The sequence below is a fragment of the Mangrovactinospora gilvigrisea genome, assembly GCF_001879105.1.
GTDB lineage: Bacteria > Actinomycetota > Actinomycetes > Streptomycetales > Streptomycetaceae > Mangrovactinospora > Mangrovactinospora gilvigrisea.
In genome coordinates, this window is record NZ_MLCF01000026.1 from 1 (window position 1) to 21,648 (window position 21,648).

Genomic DNA, 21,648 nt, shown 5'->3' on the forward strand with positions numbered 1-21,648 from the left:
TTCATAACTTCATGGCCTTGGGCTAAAGTCGGCGACCTGGAACAGTTGGTGACCGTGTCGTCGCCGACTGTGGGGTGGCGTATTGGGGCTGCGCGGCGTCCGGCGGTGGTCGGTTAGGTCCGTGCGGGGGGTCGTATGGTCAACGACGGTGTTGGCGGCCTTGGGGAAGGCCGTGTCTCGGATGGTCTCGGCATGGTGCCGGCACGGCTGTTGCCCGAGACGCGGACGGCCTGGGCCAAGTTCGATATCAAGAGCGATGACTGGATGCCGCTGTGGCGGCACATGGCCGACAGTGCCGCTGTCGCCGGGCTGTTGTGGGACCGGTGGCTGCCGTCGAATGTGCGGAGCCTGGTTGCCGCTGCCCTGCCCGGCGGGATGTCCGATGCTCGGCGGCTGGCGGTCTGGTTGGCCGGGATGCACGACCTCGGCAAGGCGACCCCGGCGTTTGCCTGCCAGGTCGACCCCCTCGCTGATCGGATGCGGGCTGTCGGCCTGGAGATGCCGTCCCGTCAGATGATGGGCCGCGACCGGAGGATCGCCCCCCACGGCCTCGCCGGGCAGCTTCTGCTGCAGGAATGGCTGGAGGTCGCTCAAGGGTGGCCGGCCCGCTCAACCGGTCAGCTTGCGGCGGTCATCGGCGGCCACCACGGGGTGCCCCCGGACGACGTGCAGATCGTCGACCTCGATCGCCGGCCGGACCTGCTGCGCACGCCCGGTTCGAGTGAACCGGTCTGGCGCCGGGTCCAGACGGACCTGCTGGAGGCCGGCGCGGACGCGTTCGGCGTGCGATCCCGGCTCGCGGACTGGCAGACCGTCAGGCTCCCGCAGCCCGTGCAGGTGGTGCTGTCGGCCCTGGTCATCGTCGCCGACTGGATCGCCAGCAACCCCGACCTGTTCCCGTACGCCCATGTGGGCCGCACGCGCACCGACGACGAGCGTGTCGCCGCAGCCTGGCGGGGGTTGGGCCTGCCGGACCCATGGCGGCCAGCGGAGCCGTCCGGCCCTGTCGATGAGCTGTTTCGGGCCCGGTTCGCGCTCCCACGCGGTGCGGCGCCGAGACCCGTCCAAGCCGCTGCGGTGCATCTGGCGCGCGCCATGCCCCAGCCAGGGCTGATGGTGATCGAAGCACCCATGGGGGAGGGGAAGACGGAGGCGGCACTCGCCGTCGCGGAGATCTTTGCCGCCAGGTCCGGTGCCGGAGGCTGCTTCTTCGCGCTTCCGACCATGGCCACGAGCAACGCGATGTTCACCCGGCTGCTGTCCTGGCTGGACCGCCTCCCGGTGCGTGACGGCGCGCGACTGTCGGTGCTGCTGGCCCACTCCAAAGCCGCCTTGAACGAGGATTACTCCGAGCTGCTGCGCGCCTCCTGGCAGCCCATCACCGCCGTCGACCTTGATGGTGACGGTGGCGACGGCGCCGGCAGTCCGCCGCGTCCCGGCCGCGGGAACGACGATCGGCGCGCGGCCGCCGAGCTGGTGGCGCATCGCTGGCTGCAGGGGCGGAAGAAGGGCATGCTCTCCTCCTTCGTCGCGGGGACGATCGACCAGCTGCTGCTCGCCGGGTTGAAGAGCCGTCACCTCGCACTGCGTCACCTGGCGCTGGCCGGCAAGGTCGTGGTGATCGACGAGGCGCACGCCTACGACACCTACATGAACTCCTACCTGGATCGCGTCCTGTCCTGGCTGGGTGCCTATCGCGTGCCCGTGGTCGTGCTGTCGGCGACGCTGCCCGCCGACCGGCGCCGCGCCCTCGCCGAGGCGTACGTCGGGGTCCCCGCGGGCGCGGACGGCTTCGACCCGGTGCAGGACACGGACACGTATCCGCTGCTGACCGCCGTCGCGCCCGGGTGCGCGCCGCGCATCGTCGCCCCGGCCGCGTCCGGCCGTCGGACCGAGGTTGTCCTCGAGCCGATCGCTGACGACCCCGCCCTGCTCGCCGACCGGCTGGTTGAGGAGCTTGCCGGCGGGGGGTGCGCCCTGGTCGTGCGCAACACCGTCGACCGGGTTCTGGAGACGGCCCAGGCGCTCCGCGAGCGGTTCGGCGCGCACGAGGTCACCGTCGCGCACGCCCGGTTTATCGACCCCGATCGCGCCGCCAAGGACGCTGATCTCCTGGCCCGCTTCGGCCCGCCCGGCGACGAAGCCGGCCGGGACGACGCGGACGGCCGCGACGACGCGGACGGCCCGGTCGACCGTTCGCGGCCGCCGCGCCATGTCGTGGTGGCCAGCCAGGTCGTCGAGCAGTCCCTCGACGTCGACTTCGACCTCCTGGTGACCGACCTTGCCCCGGTCGACCTGGTGCTTCAGCGCATGGGACGCCTGCACCGCCACGCCCGCGGCGTCGGCCAGGCCGACCGCCCGGAGCGGCTGCGCACCGCCCGGTGCCTGGTATCCGGTGCCGAGTGGAAGACCCAGCCACCCGAACCCGTCGGCGGCTCCCAGCGGATCTACGGCGCGCACGCCCTCCTGCGTTCGGCCGCGGTGCTCAACGCCCACCTTGACGGCACGTCCGTCCCGGTGCGACTACCGGAGGACATCAACCCGCTGGTCCAACGTGCGTACGCGGGCGCCCTCATCGGGCCCGAGGCATGGGCCGAGCCGATGCAGCAGGCCCGCGCGGCCCATGACGACCTCCAGGCGCGGAAGCACATGCGCGCCGAGACCTTCCGATTGGGTGCCGCGCGGCGGGCGGGCCGTCCGCTGATCGGCTGGCTGTCCCGCGGGGTCGGGGACGCCGACGACACCCGAGCCGGCCTCGCCCAGGTCCGCGACAGCGACGAAAGCCTGGAGGTCCTTGTCGTGCAGCGGCGCGCCGATGGCACGCTCGCCACCGTCGACTGGCTCGCCGACGGCCGCGGTGGTCTGCCACTGCCCACCGACGCCGTCCCCACCTCCAAGTCGGCCAAAGCCGCGGCCGCGTGCGGCCTGCGCCTGCCCTGGCACTTCTCCCGACCCGAATCGATCGACAGGGCCATCGCCGACCTCGAGGCCAACTACGTCGAGGCCTGGCAGGTGAAGGAGTGCCACTGGCTGGCCGGCGAGCTGATCCTGGTGCTCGATGGCGACCGCCGGGCCTCCCTGGCCGGCTACCGACTCGACTACAGCGATAGCGAGGGATTGCGAGTCCACCGTGACCAGTGATCAGAATCCCGATGCAGCAAGCCAGTCCGGGGCGTTCGACCTGACGGCGCGTCCCTGGCTGCCGGTCCAGTTCCTCGATGGCCGCGAGGCTGAGCTTTCCTTGCGCGAGGTGTTCGCGCGGGCCGAGGAGATCCGCCGAGTGGCCGGCGATGTGCCCACCCAGGAGTTCGCGCTGACCCGGCTGCTGCTGGCCATCCTCCACGACGCCCTCGACGGCCCGGACGAATTGGAGGACTGGGCGGAGCTGTGGGAGGCCGCGGCGCCCTTCGCCCCGGTGGCCGGCTACCTCGATGCGCATCGGGACCGCTTCGACCTGCTGCATCCGGTCACGCCGTTCTTCCAGGTCGCCGACTTGCGCACGGAGACGGACGAGGTGTCCCGGCTCGCCCGCATCGTCGCGGACGTGCCCAACAACGAGCCGCTGTTCACCATGCGGTTCCCCACCGTGGCGCGGATCGGCTTCGCCGAGGCGGCCCGGTGGGTGGTGCATGCGCAGGCGTACGACACCTCCGGCATCAAGACCGGGGTGGTCGGGGACCCCAGGGCCAAGGGCGGCCGGGCATACCCCCAGGGGGTCGCGTGGGCCGGTGCTCTCGGCGGCGTCCTGGCCGAGGGGGGCACCCTCCGCGAGACCCTGCTGCTGAACCTGATCGCCGCCGACAGCGAGGTGGTGCGCGGCGGTTCGGACGACCGCCCCAGCTGGCGTCGCCCGCCGACCGGCCCTGCGGCGGCCAAGGACCTGGCCGCCCGTCCGACGGGTGTGCGCGACCTGTACACCTGGCAGTCGCGGCGGCTGCGCCTGCACCACGACCCGAACGGCGTGCACGGGGTGGTCCTGACCTACGGTGATCCGCTCGCCGTCCAGAACATGCAGGACATCGAGCCCATGACCGGGTGGCGCCGCAGCCAGGCGCAGGAGAAGAAGCTCGGCAGACCGCTCGTCTACATGCCCCGTGAGCACGATCCGGCCCGGGCCGCCTGGCGCGGACTCGAAGCCCTGATCGCCCCGCGCGACCACGGCGTCCAGGGCCGGGGCGAGCCCGAGCGCGCATTGCGCCCCGGCCTGGTCCACTGGTTGGCGCAGCTGGTCACCAACCGGTTCCTGCCGCGCGACACCCTCATCCGCCTGCGCACCTACGGTGCCGTCTATGGCACCCAGCAGTCGGTCATCGACGAGATCACCGCGGATGCCGTCGCCCTGGCCGTCGTCCTGCTCAATGCCGACGACCCCCGCCTCGGCCAGACCGCGGTCGACGCCGTCTCCGTCGCGGAAGCCGCCGTCACCTCGCTCGGCCATCTCGCCGCCGACCTCGCCACCGCGGCTGGGGCCGAGCCCGAACCCCGCCAGGACGCCGCCCGCACGCGCGGCTTCGCGGCGCTCGATGCCCCCTACCGCCGCTGGCTGGGCAGCATTCGCGACGGCGACGATCCCCAGGCGCTGCAGGCGGCCTGGCAGCGGACCGCCCGCACTCGCCTCACCGCCCTCGCCGGCGAAATCGTCGCCGCCGTCGGACCGGCAGCCTGGCAGGGCCGAGTCATCGAGCACCCCGGCGGTTCGAGCTGGCTCGACGCCAGCTCGGCCGACCTGCGCTTCCGCGTCCGGCTGAGGAAGGACCTCCCGCTGGCCGCCGAGCCTGCTTCCGCCGCGGCCGTCGAAGCACCGGACACCTTGACCCCGGAGGTTCCCGCATGAGCAACCCGACCCGCGTCCCCGCCCCGCGGGCCCCGGCCGCGCCGATCGGCACTGTCGGCCACGTGGTCGCCCGGCACCTGGAGCGCCTGCAGCGCGGCTACCTGGCCGACCAGCCCGCTGCGGTCGCCACCCTCGCCCGCCTGCGCCGCGGTGCCGGAAAGGACGCTCAGGCCGTCCCCGACCTATGGGGTCTCATCGACACCTCGGACCTGTACGCGGACCCCACCCTCACCGGCCGTGATGTCGAGCGGGCCGAGACGGCCGTCTTCCTGGCCATGCCGCTGTGGGCCCTGCACCAGCAGTCCCGTCGCATCGGCATGCACACGGCCGGCATCGAACTCGGCGCGGCTGTACGGAAACTGATGCCCAAGGGCGAGATCGACGAGGCAGTCCGCAAGCGCTTCGTCCGCGCAGGCAGCGCTTCCACGCTCACCATCCTCGCCGTCCGGCTGCGCGAACTCGTCCTGCTGCTGCGCCGCGACGAACTCGCCCTGGATTACGCACTGCTCACCGACCAGCTGTTCCGCTGGCAGCGTCCCGGTGGACCGGAGTCCGTCCGCGCCTCCTGGGGCCGTTCCTTCCACGCCTACCGCGCCGCGTCCGAATCGGATCGGGACGCCACCGAAGCAAAGGAATCCCGATGACCAGCCGCATCATCCTCGACATCCACGCTCTGCAGAATGTCCCGCCCAGCAACCTCAACCGCGACGACACCGGCGCGCCCAAGACCGCCGTCTACGGCGGCGTCATTCGGCCGCGCGTTTCGAGCCAGGCCTGGAAGCGGGCCACCCGCCGGGCGTTCGACGACCTGCTTGACGCGAGGGAGCTGGGCGTCCGCACCAAGCGTGTGACCGAACTCCTCGCCGACCGCATCCGCGCGCTGTCCTCGGAGATCGACGAGGTCACCGCGAGGGAACTGGCCGCCGAAACCCTCCGCACGGCCACCGGCTCGAAGATCGAGGTCCCCAAGCGGCGGGCCGGCGCGAAGAAGGACGCAGATGCCGAGAGCCCCGAGGCGGCACCGGAGTCCTCCTACCTGATGTTCCTCAGCTCCCGCCAGTTCGACGGCCTCGCCGAGCTCGCCGTCGAGGGTGCGGCCGACATCAAGGGATTCCTGAAGAACAAGGACAACAAGGCCCGCGCCAAGCAGATCGCCAACAGCCGGCACTCCGTCGACATCGCCCTGTTCGGCCGGATGATCGCCGACTCCGCCGACATCAACGTCGACGCCGCGGCCCAGGTCGCCCACGCCATCGCCGTGCACCGCGGAGACACGGAGTCGGACTACTTCACCGCCGTCGACGACCGGAACACCGACGCCGAACCCGGGGCCGGGATGATCGGCACGGTCGACTTCAACTCCGCCACCCTCTACCGCTACGCCGCTCTCGACGTCGACCTGCTCGAGCGCAACCTCGGCAAGGGCCTGCGCGAGAACGAGGCCCCGGCGACGCCCGTGCGCCGCGCTGTCGAGACCTTCGTGCACGGCTTTCTCGCCTCCCTGCCCACCGGGAAGATCAACACGTTCGGGAACCACACCCTGCCCGACGCTGTTGTCGTCAAGCTGCGCAGCGCCCGGCCCATCAGCTTCGTGTCCGCCTTCGAGAAGCCCGTCCTGGCCGACCACGAGTCCGGCGGCTACATGGAGGCCGGCTGCGCGGCCCTGGCGGACTACATCCCCGAGATCGAGCGCGCCTTCGGCGCGGAGAGCACCGCCACCTGGGTGCTGCGTGTCGGACCGAACACCCACAAGATCGCCGATCTTGGCACCGAGGTCGCCAGCCTCTCGGCGCTCGTGCAGTCCGTCGGCGCGGCCGTAGCCGAACGCCTGGAGCAGCGCGGATGAACGTGCTGGTACTGCAGTTGGCCGGCCCGCTGCAGTCGTGGGGGTCCGCCGCCCGATTCGTGCGCCGTACCACCGAACCGGCCCCCACCAAGAGCGGGGTCCTCGGCCTACTGGCCGCCGCCCAGGGCCGCGATCGCGACGCCGACCTCTCCGATCTGACCGCCCTCAGGTTCGGTGTGCGCGTGGACCAGGAAGGCACCACGCTCCGCGACTTCCAGACGGCTCATGGCGCCGACGACCGGCCCTTCCCGATCTCGCAGCGGTACTACCTCGCCGACGCGGTCTTTGTCGCCGCCCTCGAGGGCGACGCCGCCCTGGTCGAGGATCTGGACGCTGCGCTGTACACCCCCGGATTCCTGCCCTACCTCGGGCGCCGGTCCTGTCCGCCGTCCCGACCCGTCAACTTGGGGGTCCGTCCCGACCGCGGCCTCGAGCAGGTGCTGGCTGCCGAACCCTGGCACGCCGCGGAGTGGTACCAGCGGCGCCGCTCGGACGAGCACGAGATCCCCTTGGCCATGAGCGTCGACGCCTCGCCCGCAGACCTGGCCGCGACGCCCGCCGCCGACACCGTCCGGGACCACCCGATCAGCTTCTCCCCCCGCCACCGCCGATACGGGCTGCGCGCCGTGCGCTCCACCACGGTGACCGTCGCCAATCCATGGGCCCGCCCGCGCATCCGCACCCGGACGACGCTGCCGGTCCACGACCCCACCACCCTCCTTGATCCGGAAGAGGACGGCATCTGATGTACCTGACCCGCTTCCGCTTCAACACCGCACGCGCGGGCGCCCGCAGGCTGCTGACCTCGCCTCAAGCCGTGCACGCAGCCGTCATGTCCGCCTACCACGGCCTGCTGCCCTCCTCACCCGGGGACGCGTCCCGGGTGTTGTGGCGGCTGGACCGAAACGCCCGGGCCGAGGTGATGCTGTTCATGGTCGGCACGGAGCGGCCGGACCTGACGCACCTGGTCGAACAAGCCGGTTGGCCCGCCGCGGCGGCCTCGGGGACCAGGGGCTGGCAGACCTACGGCTACGCGCCGTTCCTCGACCGGCTCACCAAGGGGGGCGTGTGGGCGTTCCGCCTCACGGCCAACCCGGTGCACAGCATCCGCAACCGCGACGGAGCGCCGCTCAAGCGCACGGCCCATGTGACCGCGCGGCACCAACTCGGCTGGTTGCTGGAGCGTCAGGAGCGGTCCGGGTTCCGCATTGCCGCCAAGCGGGAGGACCGGCGCACGCTGGACAGCGGCGACGAGTACGAGGCAGTCGTCAGCGACCGCCGCAACCTGGTGTTCGCCAAGGGCGGCTCGGGCGCTGAGCGGAAGGGACAGGTCAGCCTGGTGACCGTCACCTTCGACGGCCGTCTGGAGGTGACCGACCCGGACGCACTGCGGCATGTGCTCACCCGTGGCCTGGGCAAGGCCAAGGCGTATGGCTGCGGTCTGATGACGCTGGCCCCTGCGGGGCGGTGACGCAGTGGCGACCGTCGGCCGCGGCCCACGGAGCAACCCTCGGGACCTCACTCGCATTTCCGACCGCGTCTCGTTCGTCTACCTGGAGCGCTGCACCGTTCACCGTGACGCCAACGCCATCACTGCGGAGGACGCGGAAGGCGTCACCCACATCCCCTCCGCGACCATTGGCGCCCTGCTGCTCGGGCCCGGAACCCGCGTCACCCACCAGGCGATGAGCGTGCTCGGCGAGTGCGGGGCCAGCGTGGTGTGGGTCGGTGAGCACGGCGTGAGGTACTACGCGGCGGGTCGCGCGCTGTCCCGCTCGTCGGCGCTCGCCGAGGCGCAGGCCGAGCGTTGGGCCAACCGGCGGACCCGGTTGGAGGTGGCGCGCGGGATGTACCGCCTGCGGTTTCCGGACGAGGATCCGTCGGGCCTCTCCCGGCAGGAACTCCTCGGGCACGAAGGGCGCCGCGTCAAGGACTGCTACGCGGCCGAATCGGCACGAACGGGGGTGCCGTGGCGGGGCCGGCGCTACGTCCCGGGTGACTTCTCCTCGGGCGATGACGTCAACCAGGCCATCACGGCTGCCGGTCAGTGCATGTACGGAATCGCCCACGCCGTGGTCGCGGCGCTGGGGTTGAGTCCGTCGTTGGGGTTCGTCCATTCGGGCCACGAGCTGTCCTTCGTGCTGGATGTCGCCGATCTGTACAAGACGGAGATCGGGATCCCCGTTGCGTTCGACGTCGCCGCACAGGACGAGGAGGACGTCGGCGCGCGCACGCGCCGAGCCCTCCGGGACCGGATCAACGAGGCGGGCCTTCTGAACCGCTGCGTGCAGGACATCAAGAATCTGCTCGGTGTCACTCCGGATGCTGAGGCCGCTCCTTTGGGAGCGGACGCCGACGTCGTCACCCTTCGGACGGACCGGGACGAGAACGTGAGCGCCGGCCGCAACTATGCGGAGGGGGAGGTCATCTGGTGACGGTCATCGTGCTCACCAACTGCCCGGCCGGCCTGCGCGGTTATCTGACACGTTGGCTTCTGGAGATCTCGGCGGGCGTCTTCATCGGCAATCCGTCGGCACGGGTCCGAGATGCCTTGTGGGAGGAGGTTCGGCAGTACACGGGGAAGGGCCGAGCGTTGCTCGTTCACACGGCCGACACCGAACAGGGCTTCACCTTCCGCACCCACGAGCACGCCTGGCACCCCGTCGACTACGACGGACTCACTCTCCTTCGCCGCCCGGCCGCGGGCGCGTCGAAGAAGCCGCCACGGGGTTGGAGCACTGCGTCGAAGCGGCGCCGTTTTGGGAAGAGATAGACGTTATAGACCCATAAGGCTTGTATGCCTGATTCTGATGAAGTGCTAAAAACCGCGCCTTGGGGTCTATGTACCCGCAGGTCGCGGAGTGTGCTCCCCGCGGACGCGGGGAGCACCGCGATTGCTTGGTTCATGAACCTATGAGTGATACGTGCTCCCCGCGGACGCGGGGAGCACCGCGCCGCATAGCGCAACAAAAAAGAACCCCCGTAGTGCTCCCCGCGGACGCGGGGAGCACCGCTCGCCGTCTTCCTCCACGAGCTGCGGCTGGTGGTGCTCCCCGCGGACGCGGGGAGCACCGCTCGGGGACGATCGGGGCGCCCGGCCAGCACGGGTGCTCCCCGCGGACGCGGGGAGCACCGCCCAGCACCATCGCGAGCGAGTTGGCGTAGCAGGTGCTCCCCGCGGACGCGGGGAGCACCGCAGCCACCGACTGCCGTCTGGCCAGCGTTCCAGGTGCTCCCCGCGGACGCGGGGAGCACCGCTCCACCGCGCCGTCCGGATGGCGTCCACGGCGGTGCTCCCCGCGGACGCGGGGAGCACCGCTCAGTGAGGGCGGCTACTATCCCGCCCTGAAGGTGCTCCCCGCGGACGCGGGGAGCACCGCGCTTCCAGGACCAGCGGGCGCGGTAGCAGGGTGCTCCCCGCGGACGCGGGGATGGTCCCACCGATGGCCTCGCATTCACCAAGCCCGTCTTGTGCTCCCCGCGGACGCGGGGATGGTCCCTACACGGCGTTCGCCAACCAGTTCGCGGCGGCGTGCTCCCCGCGGACGCGGGGATGGTCCCAACCGGATGGTCGCGGAGAAGCGCGCCATCTCGTGCTCCCCGCGGACGCGGGGATGGTCCCAAAGGAGGCTCCTGATGTCGGGAGTGATGAAGGTGCTCCCCGCGGACGCGGGGATGGTCCCTAGTGGTGGAATGTGGGGGGTTGGGGGGGCCGGTGCTCCCCGCGGACGCGGGGATGGTCCCTCCCGCTTCTTCCGGCGGCCGGAGATCATCCAGTGCTCCCCGCGGACGCGGGGATGGTCCCTACGTCACCGCGCAGACCGTGATCAAGCCGCCGTGCTCCCCGCGGACGCGGGGATGGTCCCGTCCGGCCGCCGTTGATCAGTCGGGCCACCGAGTGCTCCCCGCGGACGCGGGGATGGTCCCGACTCGCCCGTCCGCGTGCAGCTGCTCGCGATGTGCTCCCCGCGGACGCGGGGATGGTCCCCTCGGCGGCGCCGAGCCCACGCTGCGCGTGCGGTGCTCCCCGCGGACGCGGGGATGGTCCCGCGACGACCGGGCTCGGAAGCAAGGACGCCACGTGCTCCCCGCGGACGCGGGGATGGTCCCCAGACCGTGTACAGCGTCACCCTCACCCTGAAGTGCTCCCCGCGGACGCGGGGATGGTCCCTCAACGGCGGCCCACCGGTCGCGACTGGGGAAGTGCTCCCCGCGGACGCGGGGATGGTCCCGCGCCCCGGACCCAACACCGCTCGGTCCGCATGTGCTCCCCGCGGACGCGGGGATGGTCCCCCCCGGTGAAGCCGGCACCATGAACACGTAGGTGCTCCCCGCGGACGCGGGGATGGTCCCGCGCCGCTTCCCACCGGAGCGTGGCGGGCGGCGTGCTCCCCGCGGACGCGGGGATGGTCCCCTGGCCGTAGCCACGAATCGACCAGGTCTCGCGTGCTCCCCGCGGACGCGGGGATGGTCCCGCCTGGCCCGTGTGGTCGTACTGCTGGCGGCGGTGCTCCCCGCGGACGCGGGGATGGTCCCAGAATCCGGTGTCCGGCTCAGACGCGGTCGCCGTGCTCCCCGCGGACGCGGGGATGGTCCTAGGATCCCGGATATCCGGACACGTCAGTCCCGGTGCTCCCCGCGGACGCGGGGATGGTCCCCGCTACGGCCGCAGTCCTAGCAATGATTCGCAGTGCTCCCCGCGGACGCGGGGATGGTCCCGAACTTCATTTCCCGTACCTCCTAGGTTGTCCGTGCTCCCCGCGGACGCGGGGATGGTCCCAGGTGTTGACCATGGTGCGTCCGCACCGCCGGGTGCTCCCCGCGGACGCGGGGATGGTCCCCGCCCCCTGCAAAGAAGCAGGTGGATGGAGAAGTGCTCCCCGCGGACGCGGGGATGGTCCCGCGACGCTCGGCGGGGTCAAGGCGGCGCTGGCGTGCTCCCCGCGGACGCGGGGATGGTCCCGAGCACGCTTCGGTGCACGTCCGCAACGCACGGTGCTCCCCGCGGACGCGGGGATGGTCCCCCCACCCTCTCTGATGAGCAGGTGCAGCGGTAGTGCTCCCCGCGGACGCGGGGATGGTCCCCGGGCGCGGCCGCCCTCCGCAATGGCGTCCCAGTGCTCCCCGCGGACGCGGGGATGGTCCCGGGGCGCACGGCGAGGGCCACCAGGACCGTGAGTGCTCCCCGCGGACGCGGGGATGGTCCCGGCTTTGGCCGAGTAGGTCAGCAGCCCGTCACGTGCTCCCCGCGGACGCGGGGATGGTCCCCAGCAGCAGGGGACCACGGACCCCACGGCGCAGTGCTCCCCGCGGACGCGGGGATGGTCCCCGGGTGACCGCCCTCGTACGAAATCCCCATGGGTGCTCCCCGCGGACGCGGGGATGGTCCCTGGGGAATGCTTGCTAACGACACCGTCGGAGAGTGCTCCCGCGGACGCGGGGATGGTCCCCGCTGCGCCGACTCCAGGGCGAACGCCACCGCGTGCTCCCCGCGGACGCAGGGATGGTCCCCGCCCGCCCCTCGCATCCCGCAGGGGCGGGCCGTGCTCCCCGCGGACGCGGGGATGGTCCCAGGAACGTCCCGGCGGTGCTCGCCGTCCACACGTGCTCCCCGCGGACGCGGGGATGGTCCCGCGGCGAGGTCGAACCCCCAGCCGAGTGCGCTGTGCTCCCCGCGGACGCGGGGATGGTCCCCACCGCGAGGAGCTCTACGCGAACGGGCGCCGGTGCTCCCCGCGGACGCGGGGATGGTCCCCGGTTGGCGTTGGGGCTGACAGACTCGATGGCGTGCTCCCCGCGGACGCGGGGATGGTCCCCCGCGCTCCAGCCGCCGGCCCTCCCCCGCCAAGTGCTCCCCGCGGACGCGGGGATGGTCCCCTGTCCGACTACGTGACCCGCGACGGCGTCAAGTGCTCCCCGCGGACGCGGGGATGGTCCCGTCTCCAGGGCGATCTCGTGGGCGCTCGGCAGGTGCTCCCCGCGGACGCGGGGATGGTCCCTGCATCGGCACCCGCAGCACGAAGGAGAAGCTGTGCTCCCCGCGGACGCGGGGATGGTCCCCAGCCCCGCTACAACCCGCGCCGCGTCTACGTGTGCTCCCCGCGGACGCGGGGATGGTCCCTGCGAGCCAGCAACTCTCGCAGTACAGCTCATGTGCTCCCCGCGGACGCGGGGATGGTCCCGCTTTAAGCGGCGCGCGCGGGCGGCCTTGCGGTGCTCCCCGCGGACGCGGGGATGGTCCCTGCACGTTCCCGAGATCCCGGGCGGCTTCGACGTGCTCCCCGCGGACGCAGGGATGGTCCCTGCCCGGCTACATTCAGCGGCTAGCTAGTTCTGGAAGAGCACTTCCGGATTGTTCGGCGAGGGCCCGTCCAGCAGCGGACGGTGGATTCCCTTCAGCGTCTGGTCGAAGAACGCCGTCACGTACTCGCGGGTGATCACCAGCCCGCGTTCCGGGGCGAGGGGCGGGGTCGGGAACCCGGCCTGCTGCTGGAGCAGGTCCAGGTCGCTGAAGCTGAAGTGGTCGGCGCCGGTGACCGTCAGCCATCTCTTGTAGCCGCCGAGGGCGGTCCAGGACTGCTGCCAGGTGGTGTCGTCGCCGCCGACCGGGTGGTCGACGGCCGCACCCAGCATGAGGAACGGCCGGTTGATCTGACCGGGCATCAGGGCAGGGTGGAAGGCGCCGTCCATGTTCACTCCGGCCCGTACCCGCCGGTCGGCGACCATAGTGGTGGCGGCCGCCGCTCCGCCGAGGGAGTGTCCGGCCATGCCGATCTCGTGCTTGTCGATGAGGTGCGCCAGGGGCCACGCGGTATGGCCGTGCGTCAACTCGTCGATCACGAAGGACACGTCCAGCGCGCGGCTGGCGGCGACGGAGTCGAAGTTGGGCGGCGGGTCGCCGCAGATCGCGCACGGTGGCGTCTGGCCGTTCGCCAGGGTCTCGCCGCTGTCCTCGTAGGTGTGGCCGACGAGCGCGACGACGTAGCCGTGACTGGCCAGGTCGGTCGCGAGCGAGGTGAGCGTCATGCGCGGGTCCTCGTACGCGGGGGAGAGGATCACCAGCGGGTGCTTGCCGTGCTGCGGCCGCGCGCCGTCGAAGGCGTGTGTGGTGACGCTGGAGAGGGTCTGCGGGGTGACGCCGGAGCTCGCCGGTAGCTTCCGGTGCTGGATGATTCCGGCTGCCTCGGCGAGCGTCATATAAGGGGCCGGGGTCCCGGTCCCGGGGACGGCCGGGTAGACCATCGTGACGGTCAGTCGGCGGGGGCCGGACGACGGCACCCACGGGTCGGGACGGTTCGCGTCGGTGAGGTGGATGACGTCCTCGCCGGCGGCGTAGGGGCCGGTCGGCGCGGGGAGCGTGCCCCGGAAGGACCGCGTGGCCGGGGTGGCCGCGGCCGATGCGGTGTCTAACGCGTGCGTGGCCACCGGTGCGGCCGACGGCGCGGCCGTGGCGGTGAACCCGGCGCCGGTTCCGGTGCCGAGGGCGGTGAGTGCCAGCACAGCGACAGCGCTGATACGGCGATTGCGTTTCATGGGAGTGACGCTAGGGCGCCGCAGGAGGACGGTGCCATGAAGCCTGTACCCGATCCCATGGTGAACCTAGTAGGGCCTTCGGGCGTGAACCGGTGGCGGGTCGGTGGGCGAAGACCACCGGAAAGAAGACCGCCGGATAGAAGGCCGCCAGAAATCAGTGCGGGGCGTCGTGCATCCGGTTGTGCCTCATCGACGGAAGTGGACCGCAGGAGCTTGCCGCAAGGCTGCCGCCCCTCCTGGGCCAGCAGCCGACACCGCAGTCTCCCGGCGGGACGCGATGACATGAAACGCGCCCCCTGCGAGGCCGGGACCCTGCCGCCCCCGCTGCTCCCTCCATGGTCCGGGCGGGGGCGGCAACCCGCCCGGCTGGACGTCGAGTCGTCCTCGCGTACGCTCCCCGCACGGGGAGCCCTTGGCGGTTGGCGGTCGGCTTCTTGCTGCTGCTGCTGGCGGCGGTGGCCGTGCCGGCCAGTCGGATGCGCGAGCGGCGGTGGGATCCGAGGACCGAGCGGCGTTGGACGCCCGCGCGGGGGCTGCTGTCGCCGCGGTGCACGCTGACGAGCGCGGCGCTTGCCCTGACGCAGGGTCAAGCTTTCAGCATGGCCGCATGAGTGCGACGACGATCGAGACGTTCACGGTGCGGCATGACGGGGTGGTACTTCCGGTTTCGCGGGGCGGGCGGCGGGGGCCGGGGCCGGGGGTGGTGTTCTGCCCGGGGTTGGGGACGACGCAGGAGGATCTGGGGGAGCTGATCGGGCTGCTGCGGCGGGATCATGAGGTGGTCGGCTTCGATCTCCGCGGGCACGGCGCGGCCTCCGCCGCCGAGCGGTACACGTTCGACGCGTTCCTGGGTGACTTCGGTGCCGTCATGGCCGCCGTCGGGCTGCCGGAGCCGCCCGTGCTGGTCGGGCACTCGCTGGGGGCGGACGTCGTGCTGCACCACGCCGCCGCCGCGGGGCCCGGCGCGGTCGCCGGGCTGGTGCTGGTGGACGGGGCGAACCCGCTGCCCGAGCCGTTCCTCACCGGTGACGACCTGGAGGAGTTCCGCGCGCTGGCGGAGGCCGCCGCGGGCGGGGACGAGACCGGCCGCGGTCCCACCGCGCGGCAGATCCTCGACCTCAACCTGGAGATGGACGAGGTCCGTTCCACGATCCTCGACGCGTACCGCACGGTCGAGGCGCCCGTCACCGTGGTCATGTCGACGTCCATCGCGGGCGCTGCCGCCGGCGTCATCGCCGAGGAGCGGATGGACCGTCACAACCGGCTCTGGCGCTCCGGCGCGGAACGGCTGCTGCGCGAGCGTCCGGGCATCGCCGCGCACTGGCTCGACGCCGACCACCGCCTCGTCCTCACCCACGCCCCGGACATCGCCCGGATCGTCCGGGGCGCGACACTGGCGGCATGCTGACCATCGGCGAACTCGCCTGCCACGCCGGGGTGACGGTCCGCGCGGTGCGGCACTACCACGCCAAGGGCCTGCTGCCGGAGCCGGAACGGGACGCCGCCGGCTACCGCCGCTACGGCGCGGACGCCGTGCTGGAGCTGATCCGGATCCGCACCCTCGTCGCGGCCGGCATCCCGCTCGCTCACGTGGGCGAGCTCCTGCACGCCGACGAGGAGGCGTTCGCCGCGGCGCTGGCGGACGTCGACCGGCGGCTGCGGGAGGAGATCCGGGAGCGGCAGCGCCACCGCGCGCGGATCGCGCGGCTCGCCTCGGGCTCGGCGGAGAGCGTGGCGCTGCCCCCGGAGGTGGTCGCCCACCTCGAACGGCTGCGGGCGCTCGGCGTCGACGAGCGGATCGTCCGGGTCGAGCGCGACGGCTGGATCCCGCTGGCCGCGCGCTCGCCCGAGCGCGTCGCTGAGTGGATCGAGCGCAAGCGCGAGCAGCTCGCCGACCCGCAGCTGGTCGACCTCTACCGGACGTTGGGCCGGGCCCTGGACGAGCCGGACGACGACCGGGCGCTGGCCGCCCTCGCCGACCGGCTCGCCGTGCGCCTCGCCCGCCTCGCGGAGCGGCACGGCGAGTCCGCCCTGGACGACACCGGCCTCGACCCCCCGCTCGCCCGCCTCATGGACACCCTCGCCTTCGACGCCGTCCCACCGGCCCGCCGCCTCATCGAACTCCTGGAGGAACGCGGCTGGACAGGCTGGACCCGCCTGAAGCGCGTGCCCCCGCGGGGAGCCGGCGGCAAGCGGTCGGTGCCGGGCGGCACTTGACGTGGTCCCGGTGGGGCTGAAGGGTGTCCGGATGCGTGAGTACCTTGTCCTGCTGCTGGTGTCCGCAGCGGTGACGTATCTGCTGACCGGGCCGCTGCGGGCGTGGCTGTTCGCCCAGGGGATCGTGCCGGCGATCCGGGCGCGGGACGTGCACTCCGTGCCGACGCCCAAGCTCGGGGGCGTCGCCATGTTCGCCGGGTTGTGCGCGGGGCTGCTGACGGCGACGCACTTCACGCGGGTGGGGCGGGTGTTCGCGGACACCAGCGATGTGAAGGCGCTGCTCTCCGGCGCGGCGCTGATCTGGGTGCTGGGCGTCGTCGACGACCGGTGGGAGCTGGACTCGCTGCTGAAGCTGGGCGGGCAGGTCCTGGCGGCGGCGGTGATGGTCTTCCAGGGGCTGAAGATCCTGTGGGTGCCGATCCCCGGTGTCGGGGTGGTGGCGCTGGGGCCGCTGGAGTCGACGCTGCTGACGGTCTTCGTCATCGTCATGACGATCAACGCCGTCAACACCATCGACGGCGTGGACGGGTTGGCCAACGGGGTCGTACTGATCGCCTCGCTGGCGTTCTTCCTCTACGCGTACCGGCTGTGGTTCGGCTACGGCATCCAGGGCGCCGCCCCCGCGGCGCTGATCGCGGCGGTGCTGACGGGGGTGTGCGCGGGGTTCCTGCCGCACAATCTGCCGCCCGCTCGGATCTTCATGGGCGACTCGGGCGCGCTGCTGATCGGGCTGGTGCTGTCGGTGCCGTCGATCTCGCTGGCCGGCCAGGTGGACCCGGAGTTCATCGCCGCGCAGGTCAGCTCGCACGCCGCGGCAGGTTACAAGCTGGCGCCGTTCTATCTGCCGCTGCTGCTGCCGGTGGTGATGATCGGGGTGCCGGTCTTCGACATGGGCTTCGCGATCGTCCGCCGGGCGGCGACGGGCAAGCACCCCTTCCGCGCCGACCGGGGCCATCTGCACCACCGGCTCCGCGACCGCGGCCACGGCGATGTCTGGACGGTGGCGGTGGTCTACCTGCTCTCCGCGGCGCTCTGCTGCGGTGTGGTGGCCCTGTCGGTCCAATCCGCGCGCCATTCGTGGCTGCTGATCGCGATGGGTGTCCTGCTGGCGGCCGCCGGGCTGGTCCTGGCGGCTCCGCGCATGATCGCCTTCGTCCGGCGGACGCCCCGCACGGCGGAGACCGAGGGCGCGGCATGACCTTCGACGGTGGGGGCTTCGACGCAGTGGGCTTCGACGCGATGCGCTTCGATGCGGTGCTCTTCGACGTGGACGGCGTGCTGCTCGACTCGGCGGCGGCGCACCGGCGGATCTGGGACGCCTGGGCGCGGCTGCGCGGCCTTGACGCCGAGGACGTCTGGCGGAGAACCTTCGGCCGGCGGCCCGAGGACACGGTGCGGGAGGTGGCGCCCGGGCTGGATCCGGCCGCGGAGCGGCGGGTGCTCGACGGGCTGATGGAGCGGGAGGGGGACGCGTTCCCGCCGATGGACGGCGCGGCCGCGCTCCTCGGCGCGCTTCCGGCGGACGGCTGGGCGCTGGTGACCTCGGGCAGCCGCGGCCCGGTCCGCGAGCGCTTCCGCCGCGGCGGGCTGCCGCTGCCCGCGGTGCAGGTCTACGGCGAGGACGTGCGCAACGCCAAGCCGCACCCGGACGCCTACCTGCTGGCCGCGGCCCGGCTGGGGGCGGCGCCCGAGCGCTGCGCGGTCGTCGAGGACGCCCCCGCGGGAGTCGCGGCGGGGCGCGCGGCCGGCTGCACGGTGATCGCGGTGACCTCCACCCACACCCGGGACCAGCTCGCCGGGGCCGACGCCTGGGTGGCGTCCCTTCCCGAACTCGGCGAGCTGCTGGGGGACATGGCGCGGTGACCGGGATGCGTGCCCGGGTGCGGGCGGCGTGGTGCGCGGGGCTGGTCGGTGCCGGGGCGGCGTCCGGGGCGGGGCTGCGGGCGGTGACGGTGGCCGAGTTCGCGGCCGAGTGCGGGTGCCGGCCCGGGCTGCTCGACGCGGGGCTCCAGGTCGGCACCACGGTGGGGCCGGCCGCCGTGGTGGTCGGGGTCGTGGGCGTGCTGTGGCGGGGGCGGGCCGGGTGGGCGCTCGGGGCGCTGGCGGTGCTGGCGCTGATCTGGCTGGGGGAGGGCGCGGCGCTGGCGGTCGGCGGACGGTGACGGAGCCTCAGAAGGCGGGCTGGTCGCCCGGGGCGGCGAGGTGCTCGAAGACCGGCTGGCGGAGGCGGCCCGCGGTGGTGCGCTCCAGGTAGGCGACGGCGACGGCGAGTTGGGGGCGGACCCATTGGCCGGTCTCGCCGGCCGGGACGGGGACCGCCGAGCGGTCCGCCGCGAGCGGGGCGAGGCGGGCCGCGAGGTCGCGGGCGGTGCGGTCGGTGATGCCGGAGCCGACCCGTCCCGCGTAGGCCAGGCCGCCGCTGCCGTCCGCCGCCGGGAGCGCCAGGTGCAGGCTGCGGGCGTCGCCGCGCTCGTCGGGCGTCCAGCCGATGACGAGGGCGACGGCCGTGCGGTGCCCCCGCCGCTGCTTGATCCAGTCGGGCGAGCGGACGCCCGGCCGGTAGGGCGAGTCGAGGCGCTTGGCGACGACGCCCTCGAGTTCGTGGTCCGCGACGAAGGCGAGCGCCGGCGCGAGCGACGGCCACACCGGCGGGACGGTGAGGTGCGGGCCCGCCGCCCCCAGCCCCTCCAGCAGCCGGCGGCGCTCGGCGAGCGGGCGGTCCAGCAGCGACTCGCCGTCCAGCCGCAGCAGGTCGAACGCCATCAGCACGACCGGCGCCGCCCCCGGACGGGCCCGCGCGGCCTGCAGCCGCGGCTGGAGGAGGGCGAAGGAGGGCCGCCCGGTCGCCGCGTCGAGGGCGACCAGCTCCCCGTCCAGGACCACGGACCGCCCGAGCCCCGTCACCTCGGCGAGCTCGGGGAAGCGGGGCCCGAAGTCGTTACCGGCCCGGGAGCGCGCTTCCCAGGAGCCGCCCGCGCCGCGTGCACCGCGTGCACTTCCCGCGCCGCCCGCGTCCGCGGCGAGGAGGCAGCGGGCGCCGTCCCACTTCACCTCGTAGCACCAATCGGGGGCGTCCGGGGGCGCGCCGGCGGTGGCCAGCATGGGGGACAGGCGCGGCAGGGGAGTCACGAGCCCGGTCTAAGCGGACGGGGCGCACCCCGCAAGCGGGCCCGGATGCGCGGGTCGGCCGCCCGCGTGAGCATGGAGCCATGCCCGCAACGATCTTCAAAGGCAGCATAGCGTTCGGCCTGGTCAGCGTGCCGATCCGGTTGATCGCGGCCACCGAGGAGAAGTCGGTGACCCTGCACCAGGTGCACAAGACGGACGGCGGCCGGGTCCGCTACCGCAAGGTGTGCGAGCGGGACGGCCAGGAGCTGCAGGCCGCCGACATCGAACGCGCCTACGAGGCCTCGGACGGCCGCGTCGCGTTCCTGTCCGCCGAGGACATGCAGCACCTGCCGCTGCCCACCCGCTCCACCATCGAGGTCACCTCCTTCACCGACGCCGACCAGATCGACCCGACCCTGCTCGGCCGCTCCTACCTCGTCGAGGCCGACCCCAAGTCGCCCGGCAAGCCGTATGTGCTGCTGCGCGACGCCCTCGCCGAGTCTGGCCGGGTGGGCGTGGTGCGGGTGGCGCTGCGCGGACGGGAGCACCTGGGCATGCTGCGCGCCGCGGGCGAGGTGCTGATGCTCCAGCTGCTGATGTGGCCGGACGAGGTCCGCGACGCCTCGGCGGTGAACATCCCGGAGGACACCGTGCGGGCGCAGGAGAAGCAGATGGCGGGCAGCCTGATCTCCGAGATGACCGCGGACTTCGAACCCGACCAGTACGAGGACCACTATCGCGAGGCGCTGCTCCAGCTGGTGGAGGCGAAGCTGGAGGGTGCGCCGCTGCCCGAGGCGTCGGAGGTGGGGGAGGGGGCGCAGGTGCTGGACCTGATGGCGGCGCTGAAGGCGAGCGTCAAGGACGCGGCGGGCGGCGGAAGGAAGGCGCCGGCACGGAAGGCCGCCCCGGCGGGGAAGAAGGCCGCGGCGGGGAAGAAGGCGACGGCTGCGAAGACGTCCGCGGCCAAGTCCGCCGACAAGCCCGCGAAGAAGGCGTCGGCCGCGAAGGAGACGTCCGCGAAGGCCGAGCCGAAGAGCGCGAAGAGCGCCAAGAGCGCGAAGAAGACGGCGGCCAAGAAGAAGACCGCGCCGAGCCGGCCGCGGCGCGCGGGCTGACGCGGCGATGGCCGAGGAACGCGTGCCGGTCCGCGTCGGCGACCGGGTGCTGGCCCTCACCCACCTCGACAAGCCGTGGTGGCCGGGCTTCAGCAAGCGGGACGCGCTGCGCTACTACACCGCCGTCACGCCGGTGCTGGTGCCGCTGCTCGCCGACCGCCCCGCGTCGTTCGTCCGGGCGCCGGACGGGGTCGCGGGGGACCGGTTCGTCGCCAAGCACGTCCCGCCCGGCGCGCCGGAGTGGGTGCCGCGGATGACGCTGGAGGGCAAGGAGGGCGAGCGGCAGCAGGTGGTGGTCGACGACCCGGCGACGCTGATGTGGGCGGTGAACCTGGGGTGCGTGGAGTTCCATGTGCCGCAGTGGCGCGGCGATCCGGACCGCCACGACCGGCTGGTGCTGGACCTCGACCCCGGACCGGGCGTCGACGTCATCGGCTGCTGCGCGGTGGCGCTGCGGCTGCGCGAGATCGTCGCGGCGGAGGACGGCTTCGGGGAGCTGCGCGCGGTGGTCTCCGGCTCCAAGGGCCTCCATCTGTACGCGGATTGCGACGCGCTCGCCGAGGAGCCGGCGGTGGCCGCGGCGCGCCGGATCGCGGAGCGGCTCGCCGAGGAGCGGCCGGAGACGGTGACGGCGGTGATGGCGAAGGACCGGCGGGCCGGGCGGGTGTTCATCGACTGGTCGCAGAACCGCTCGGCGAAGACGACGTGTTCGCCGTACTCGCTGCGGCTGGCGCATCCCGACGCACCGTCTGTGGCCTGCCCGATCTCCTGGGACGAGGCCGAGGCGGCGCACGAGCCCGAGGAGTTGCGCTTCACCCCGGACCAGGCGCTGGAGCGCTTGGACGCGGGCGCGTGAACGCGCGCCCCTGACAGGGCCGGACGCGCCCCGTCAGGGGCGCGGGGAACTGCGCGAGGAAGAACCGCGGACCGGAACCCGGCTCACGACGAGGCGGGAGCGGGAACGGACCGACCCGCTCAGGCGGACCCGTTCACGC

General features: G+C 72.9%; 17 protein-coding genes and 2 CRISPR repeat arrays. Of the genes, 15 read left to right on the plus strand and 2 right to left on the minus strand.

All coding sequences use genetic code 11. The features are described 5' to 3' along the window. The first annotated feature begins 135 nt into the window (after positions 1-135). The 8 genes from cas3 to cas2e are packed head-to-tail and all read left to right on the plus strand — an operon-like array spanning position 136 to position 9,453. Positions 136-3,141 (plus strand): CRISPR-associated helicase Cas3', encoded by a 3,006-nt coding sequence (gene cas3, locus BIV57_RS06865; RefSeq protein ID WP_473234597.1) that lies wholly within the window; start codon positions 136-138, stop codon positions 3,139-3,141. Further along, positions 3,131-4,834: a type I-E CRISPR-associated protein Cse1/CasA gene (casA, locus tag BIV57_RS06870; protein WP_071655768.1), complete on the plus strand. Its 1,704-nt coding sequence runs from the start codon at positions 3,131-3,133 to the stop codon at positions 4,832-4,834. Before cas3 ends, casA begins: the two co-directional genes overlap by 11 nt. After that, on the plus strand, positions 4,831-5,478 hold the full coding sequence (gene casB / locus BIV57_RS06875) for a type I-E CRISPR-associated protein Cse2/CasB (protein WP_071655769.1): 648 nt from the start codon (positions 4,831-4,833) through the stop codon (positions 5,476-5,478). Before casA ends, casB begins: the two co-directional genes overlap by 4 nt. Further along, positions 5,475-6,680, plus strand: coding sequence for a type I-E CRISPR-associated protein Cas7/Cse4/CasC (gene cas7e / locus BIV57_RS06880; protein WP_071655770.1), 1,206 nt, complete (start codon positions 5,475-5,477; stop codon positions 6,678-6,680). The genes casB and cas7e overlap by 4 nt, the downstream gene beginning before the upstream one ends. After that, entirely contained in the window at positions 6,677-7,426 is a 750-nt protein-coding gene (gene cas5e / locus BIV57_RS06885) for a type I-E CRISPR-associated protein Cas5/CasD (RefSeq protein ID WP_071655771.1), read from the plus strand. The genes cas7e and cas5e overlap by 4 nt, the downstream gene beginning before the upstream one ends. Further along, positions 7,426-8,151 (plus strand): type I-E CRISPR-associated protein Cas6/Cse3/CasE, encoded by a 726-nt coding sequence (gene cas6e, locus BIV57_RS06890; protein ID WP_071655772.1) that lies wholly within the window; start codon positions 7,426-7,428, stop codon positions 8,149-8,151. Before cas5e ends, cas6e begins: the two co-directional genes overlap by 1 nt. A gap of 4 nt (positions 8,152-8,155) precedes the next feature. Next, a complete protein-coding gene (cas1e, locus tag BIV57_RS06895; RefSeq protein ID WP_071655773.1) occupies positions 8,156-9,115 on the plus strand; it encodes a type I-E CRISPR-associated endonuclease Cas1e in 960 nt (319 codons plus the stop codon). Beyond that, a complete protein-coding gene (cas2e, locus tag BIV57_RS06900) occupies positions 9,112-9,453 on the plus strand; it encodes a type I-E CRISPR-associated endoribonuclease Cas2e (RefSeq protein WP_071655774.1) in 342 nt (113 codons plus the stop codon). The genes cas1e and cas2e overlap by 4 nt, the downstream gene beginning before the upstream one ends. 90 nt (positions 9,454-9,543) lie before the next feature. Continuing rightward, a CRISPR array of direct repeats spans positions 9,544-12,071; the repeat unit is 29 nt; unit sequence GTGCTCCCCGCGGACGCGGGGATGGTCCC. A gap of 91 nt (positions 12,072-12,162) precedes the next feature. Further along, positions 12,163-12,983: direct repeats of the CRISPR family, unit length 29 nt; unit sequence GTGCTCCCCGCGGACGCGGGGATGGTCCC. Positions 12,984-13,007: 24 nt separating this feature from the next. On the opposite strand, the gene BIV57_RS06905 is transcribed toward cas2e, so the two are convergent. After that, positions 13,008-14,213, minus strand: coding sequence for an alpha/beta hydrolase family protein (locus BIV57_RS06905; protein ID WP_071655775.1), 1,206 nt, complete (start codon positions 14,211-14,213; stop codon positions 13,008-13,010). Positions 14,214-14,820: 607 nt separating this feature from the next. Here BIV57_RS06905 and BIV57_RS06915 point away from each other — a divergent pair. Genes BIV57_RS06915 through BIV57_RS23985 form a run of 5 tightly spaced genes read left to right on the plus strand, consistent with a single transcriptional unit; the run spans position 14,821 to position 18,592 of the window. Continuing rightward, a complete protein-coding gene (locus BIV57_RS06915) occupies positions 14,821-15,621 on the plus strand; it encodes an alpha/beta fold hydrolase (RefSeq protein ID WP_071655777.1) in 801 nt (266 codons plus the stop codon). Next, entirely contained in the window at positions 15,615-16,430 is an 816-nt protein-coding gene (locus BIV57_RS06920; RefSeq protein ID WP_071655778.1) for a MerR family transcriptional regulator, read from the plus strand. Before BIV57_RS06915 ends, BIV57_RS06920 begins: the two co-directional genes overlap by 7 nt. Before the next feature lie 31 nt (positions 16,431-16,461). After that, on the plus strand, positions 16,462-17,628 hold the full coding sequence (locus tag BIV57_RS06925; protein WP_139275492.1) for an MraY family glycosyltransferase: 1,167 nt from the start codon (positions 16,462-16,464) through the stop codon (positions 17,626-17,628). Beyond that, the gene (locus tag BIV57_RS06930; RefSeq protein ID WP_245797463.1) at positions 17,625-18,293 is read left to right on the plus strand and encodes an HAD-IA family hydrolase; all 669 of its coding nucleotides are present in this window, start codon (positions 17,625-17,627) and stop codon (positions 18,291-18,293) included. Before BIV57_RS06925 ends, BIV57_RS06930 begins: the two co-directional genes overlap by 4 nt. Beyond that, positions 18,290-18,592 carry a hypothetical protein gene (locus tag BIV57_RS23985; RefSeq protein ID WP_071655780.1) on the plus strand — a complete coding sequence of 101 codons (303 nt, stop codon included), beginning with the start codon at positions 18,290-18,292 and terminating at the stop codon, positions 18,590-18,592. Before BIV57_RS06930 ends, BIV57_RS23985 begins: the two co-directional genes overlap by 4 nt. Positions 18,593-18,599: 7 nt before the next feature. Here the strand turns inward: BIV57_RS23985 and BIV57_RS06940 are convergent, their stop codons facing one another. Then, positions 18,600-19,559 (minus strand): ATP-dependent DNA ligase, encoded by a 960-nt coding sequence (locus BIV57_RS06940; protein WP_217651702.1) that lies wholly within the window; start codon positions 19,557-19,559, stop codon positions 18,600-18,602. An 80-nt stretch (positions 19,560-19,639) separates the two neighbouring features. On the opposite strand from BIV57_RS06940, the gene ku reads away from it, so the two are divergent. Next, positions 19,640-20,653 carry a non-homologous end joining protein Ku gene (ku, locus tag BIV57_RS06945; RefSeq protein ID WP_071655782.1) on the plus strand — a complete coding sequence of 338 codons (1,014 nt, stop codon included), beginning with the start codon at positions 19,640-19,642 and terminating at the stop codon, positions 20,651-20,653. Between the two features lie 7 nt (positions 20,654-20,660). Further along, on the plus strand, positions 20,661-21,509 hold the full coding sequence (locus tag BIV57_RS06950; RefSeq protein WP_071655783.1) for a DNA polymerase domain-containing protein: 849 nt from the start codon (positions 20,661-20,663) through the stop codon (positions 21,507-21,509). The last annotated feature ends 139 nt before the right edge of the window (positions 21,510-21,648 follow it).

Bases quoted from the DNA above. Each gene is read 5' to 3' on its own strand.
- casB (WP_071655769.1), top strand. From the start codon at position 4,831: ATGAGCAACCCGACCCGCGTCCCCGCCCCGCGGGCCCCGGCCGCGCCG.
- BIV57_RS06920 (WP_071655778.1), top strand. From the start codon at position 15,615: ATGCTGACCATCGGCGAACTCGCCTGCCACGCCGGGGTGACGGTCCGC.
- cas6e (WP_071655772.1), top strand. From the start codon at position 7,426: ATGTACCTGACCCGCTTCCGCTTCAACACCGCACGCGCGGGCGCCCGC.
- BIV57_RS06930 (WP_245797463.1), top strand. From the start codon at position 17,625: ATGACCTTCGACGGTGGGGGCTTCGACGCAGTGGGCTTCGACGCGATG.
- cas7e (WP_071655770.1), top strand. From the start codon at position 5,475: ATGACCAGCCGCATCATCCTCGACATCCACGCTCTGCAGAATGTCCCG.
- BIV57_RS06950 (WP_071655783.1), top strand. From the start codon at position 20,661: ATGGCCGAGGAACGCGTGCCGGTCCGCGTCGGCGACCGGGTGCTGGCC.
- BIV57_RS06915 (WP_071655777.1), top strand. From the start codon at position 14,821: ATGAGTGCGACGACGATCGAGACGTTCACGGTGCGGCATGACGGGGTG.
- ku (WP_071655782.1), top strand. From the start codon at position 19,640: ATGCCCGCAACGATCTTCAAAGGCAGCATAGCGTTCGGCCTGGTCAGC.
- BIV57_RS06925 (WP_139275492.1), top strand. From the start codon at position 16,462: ATGCGTGAGTACCTTGTCCTGCTGCTGGTGTCCGCAGCGGTGACGTAT.
- BIV57_RS06905 (WP_071655775.1), bottom strand. From the start codon at position 14,213: ATGAAACGCAATCGCCGTATCAGCGCTGTCGCTGTGCTGGCACTCACC.
- cas3 (WP_473234597.1), top strand. From the start codon at position 136: ATGGTCAACGACGGTGTTGGCGGCCTTGGGGAAGGCCGTGTCTCGGAT.
- cas5e (WP_071655771.1), top strand. From the start codon at position 6,677: ATGAACGTGCTGGTACTGCAGTTGGCCGGCCCGCTGCAGTCGTGGGGG.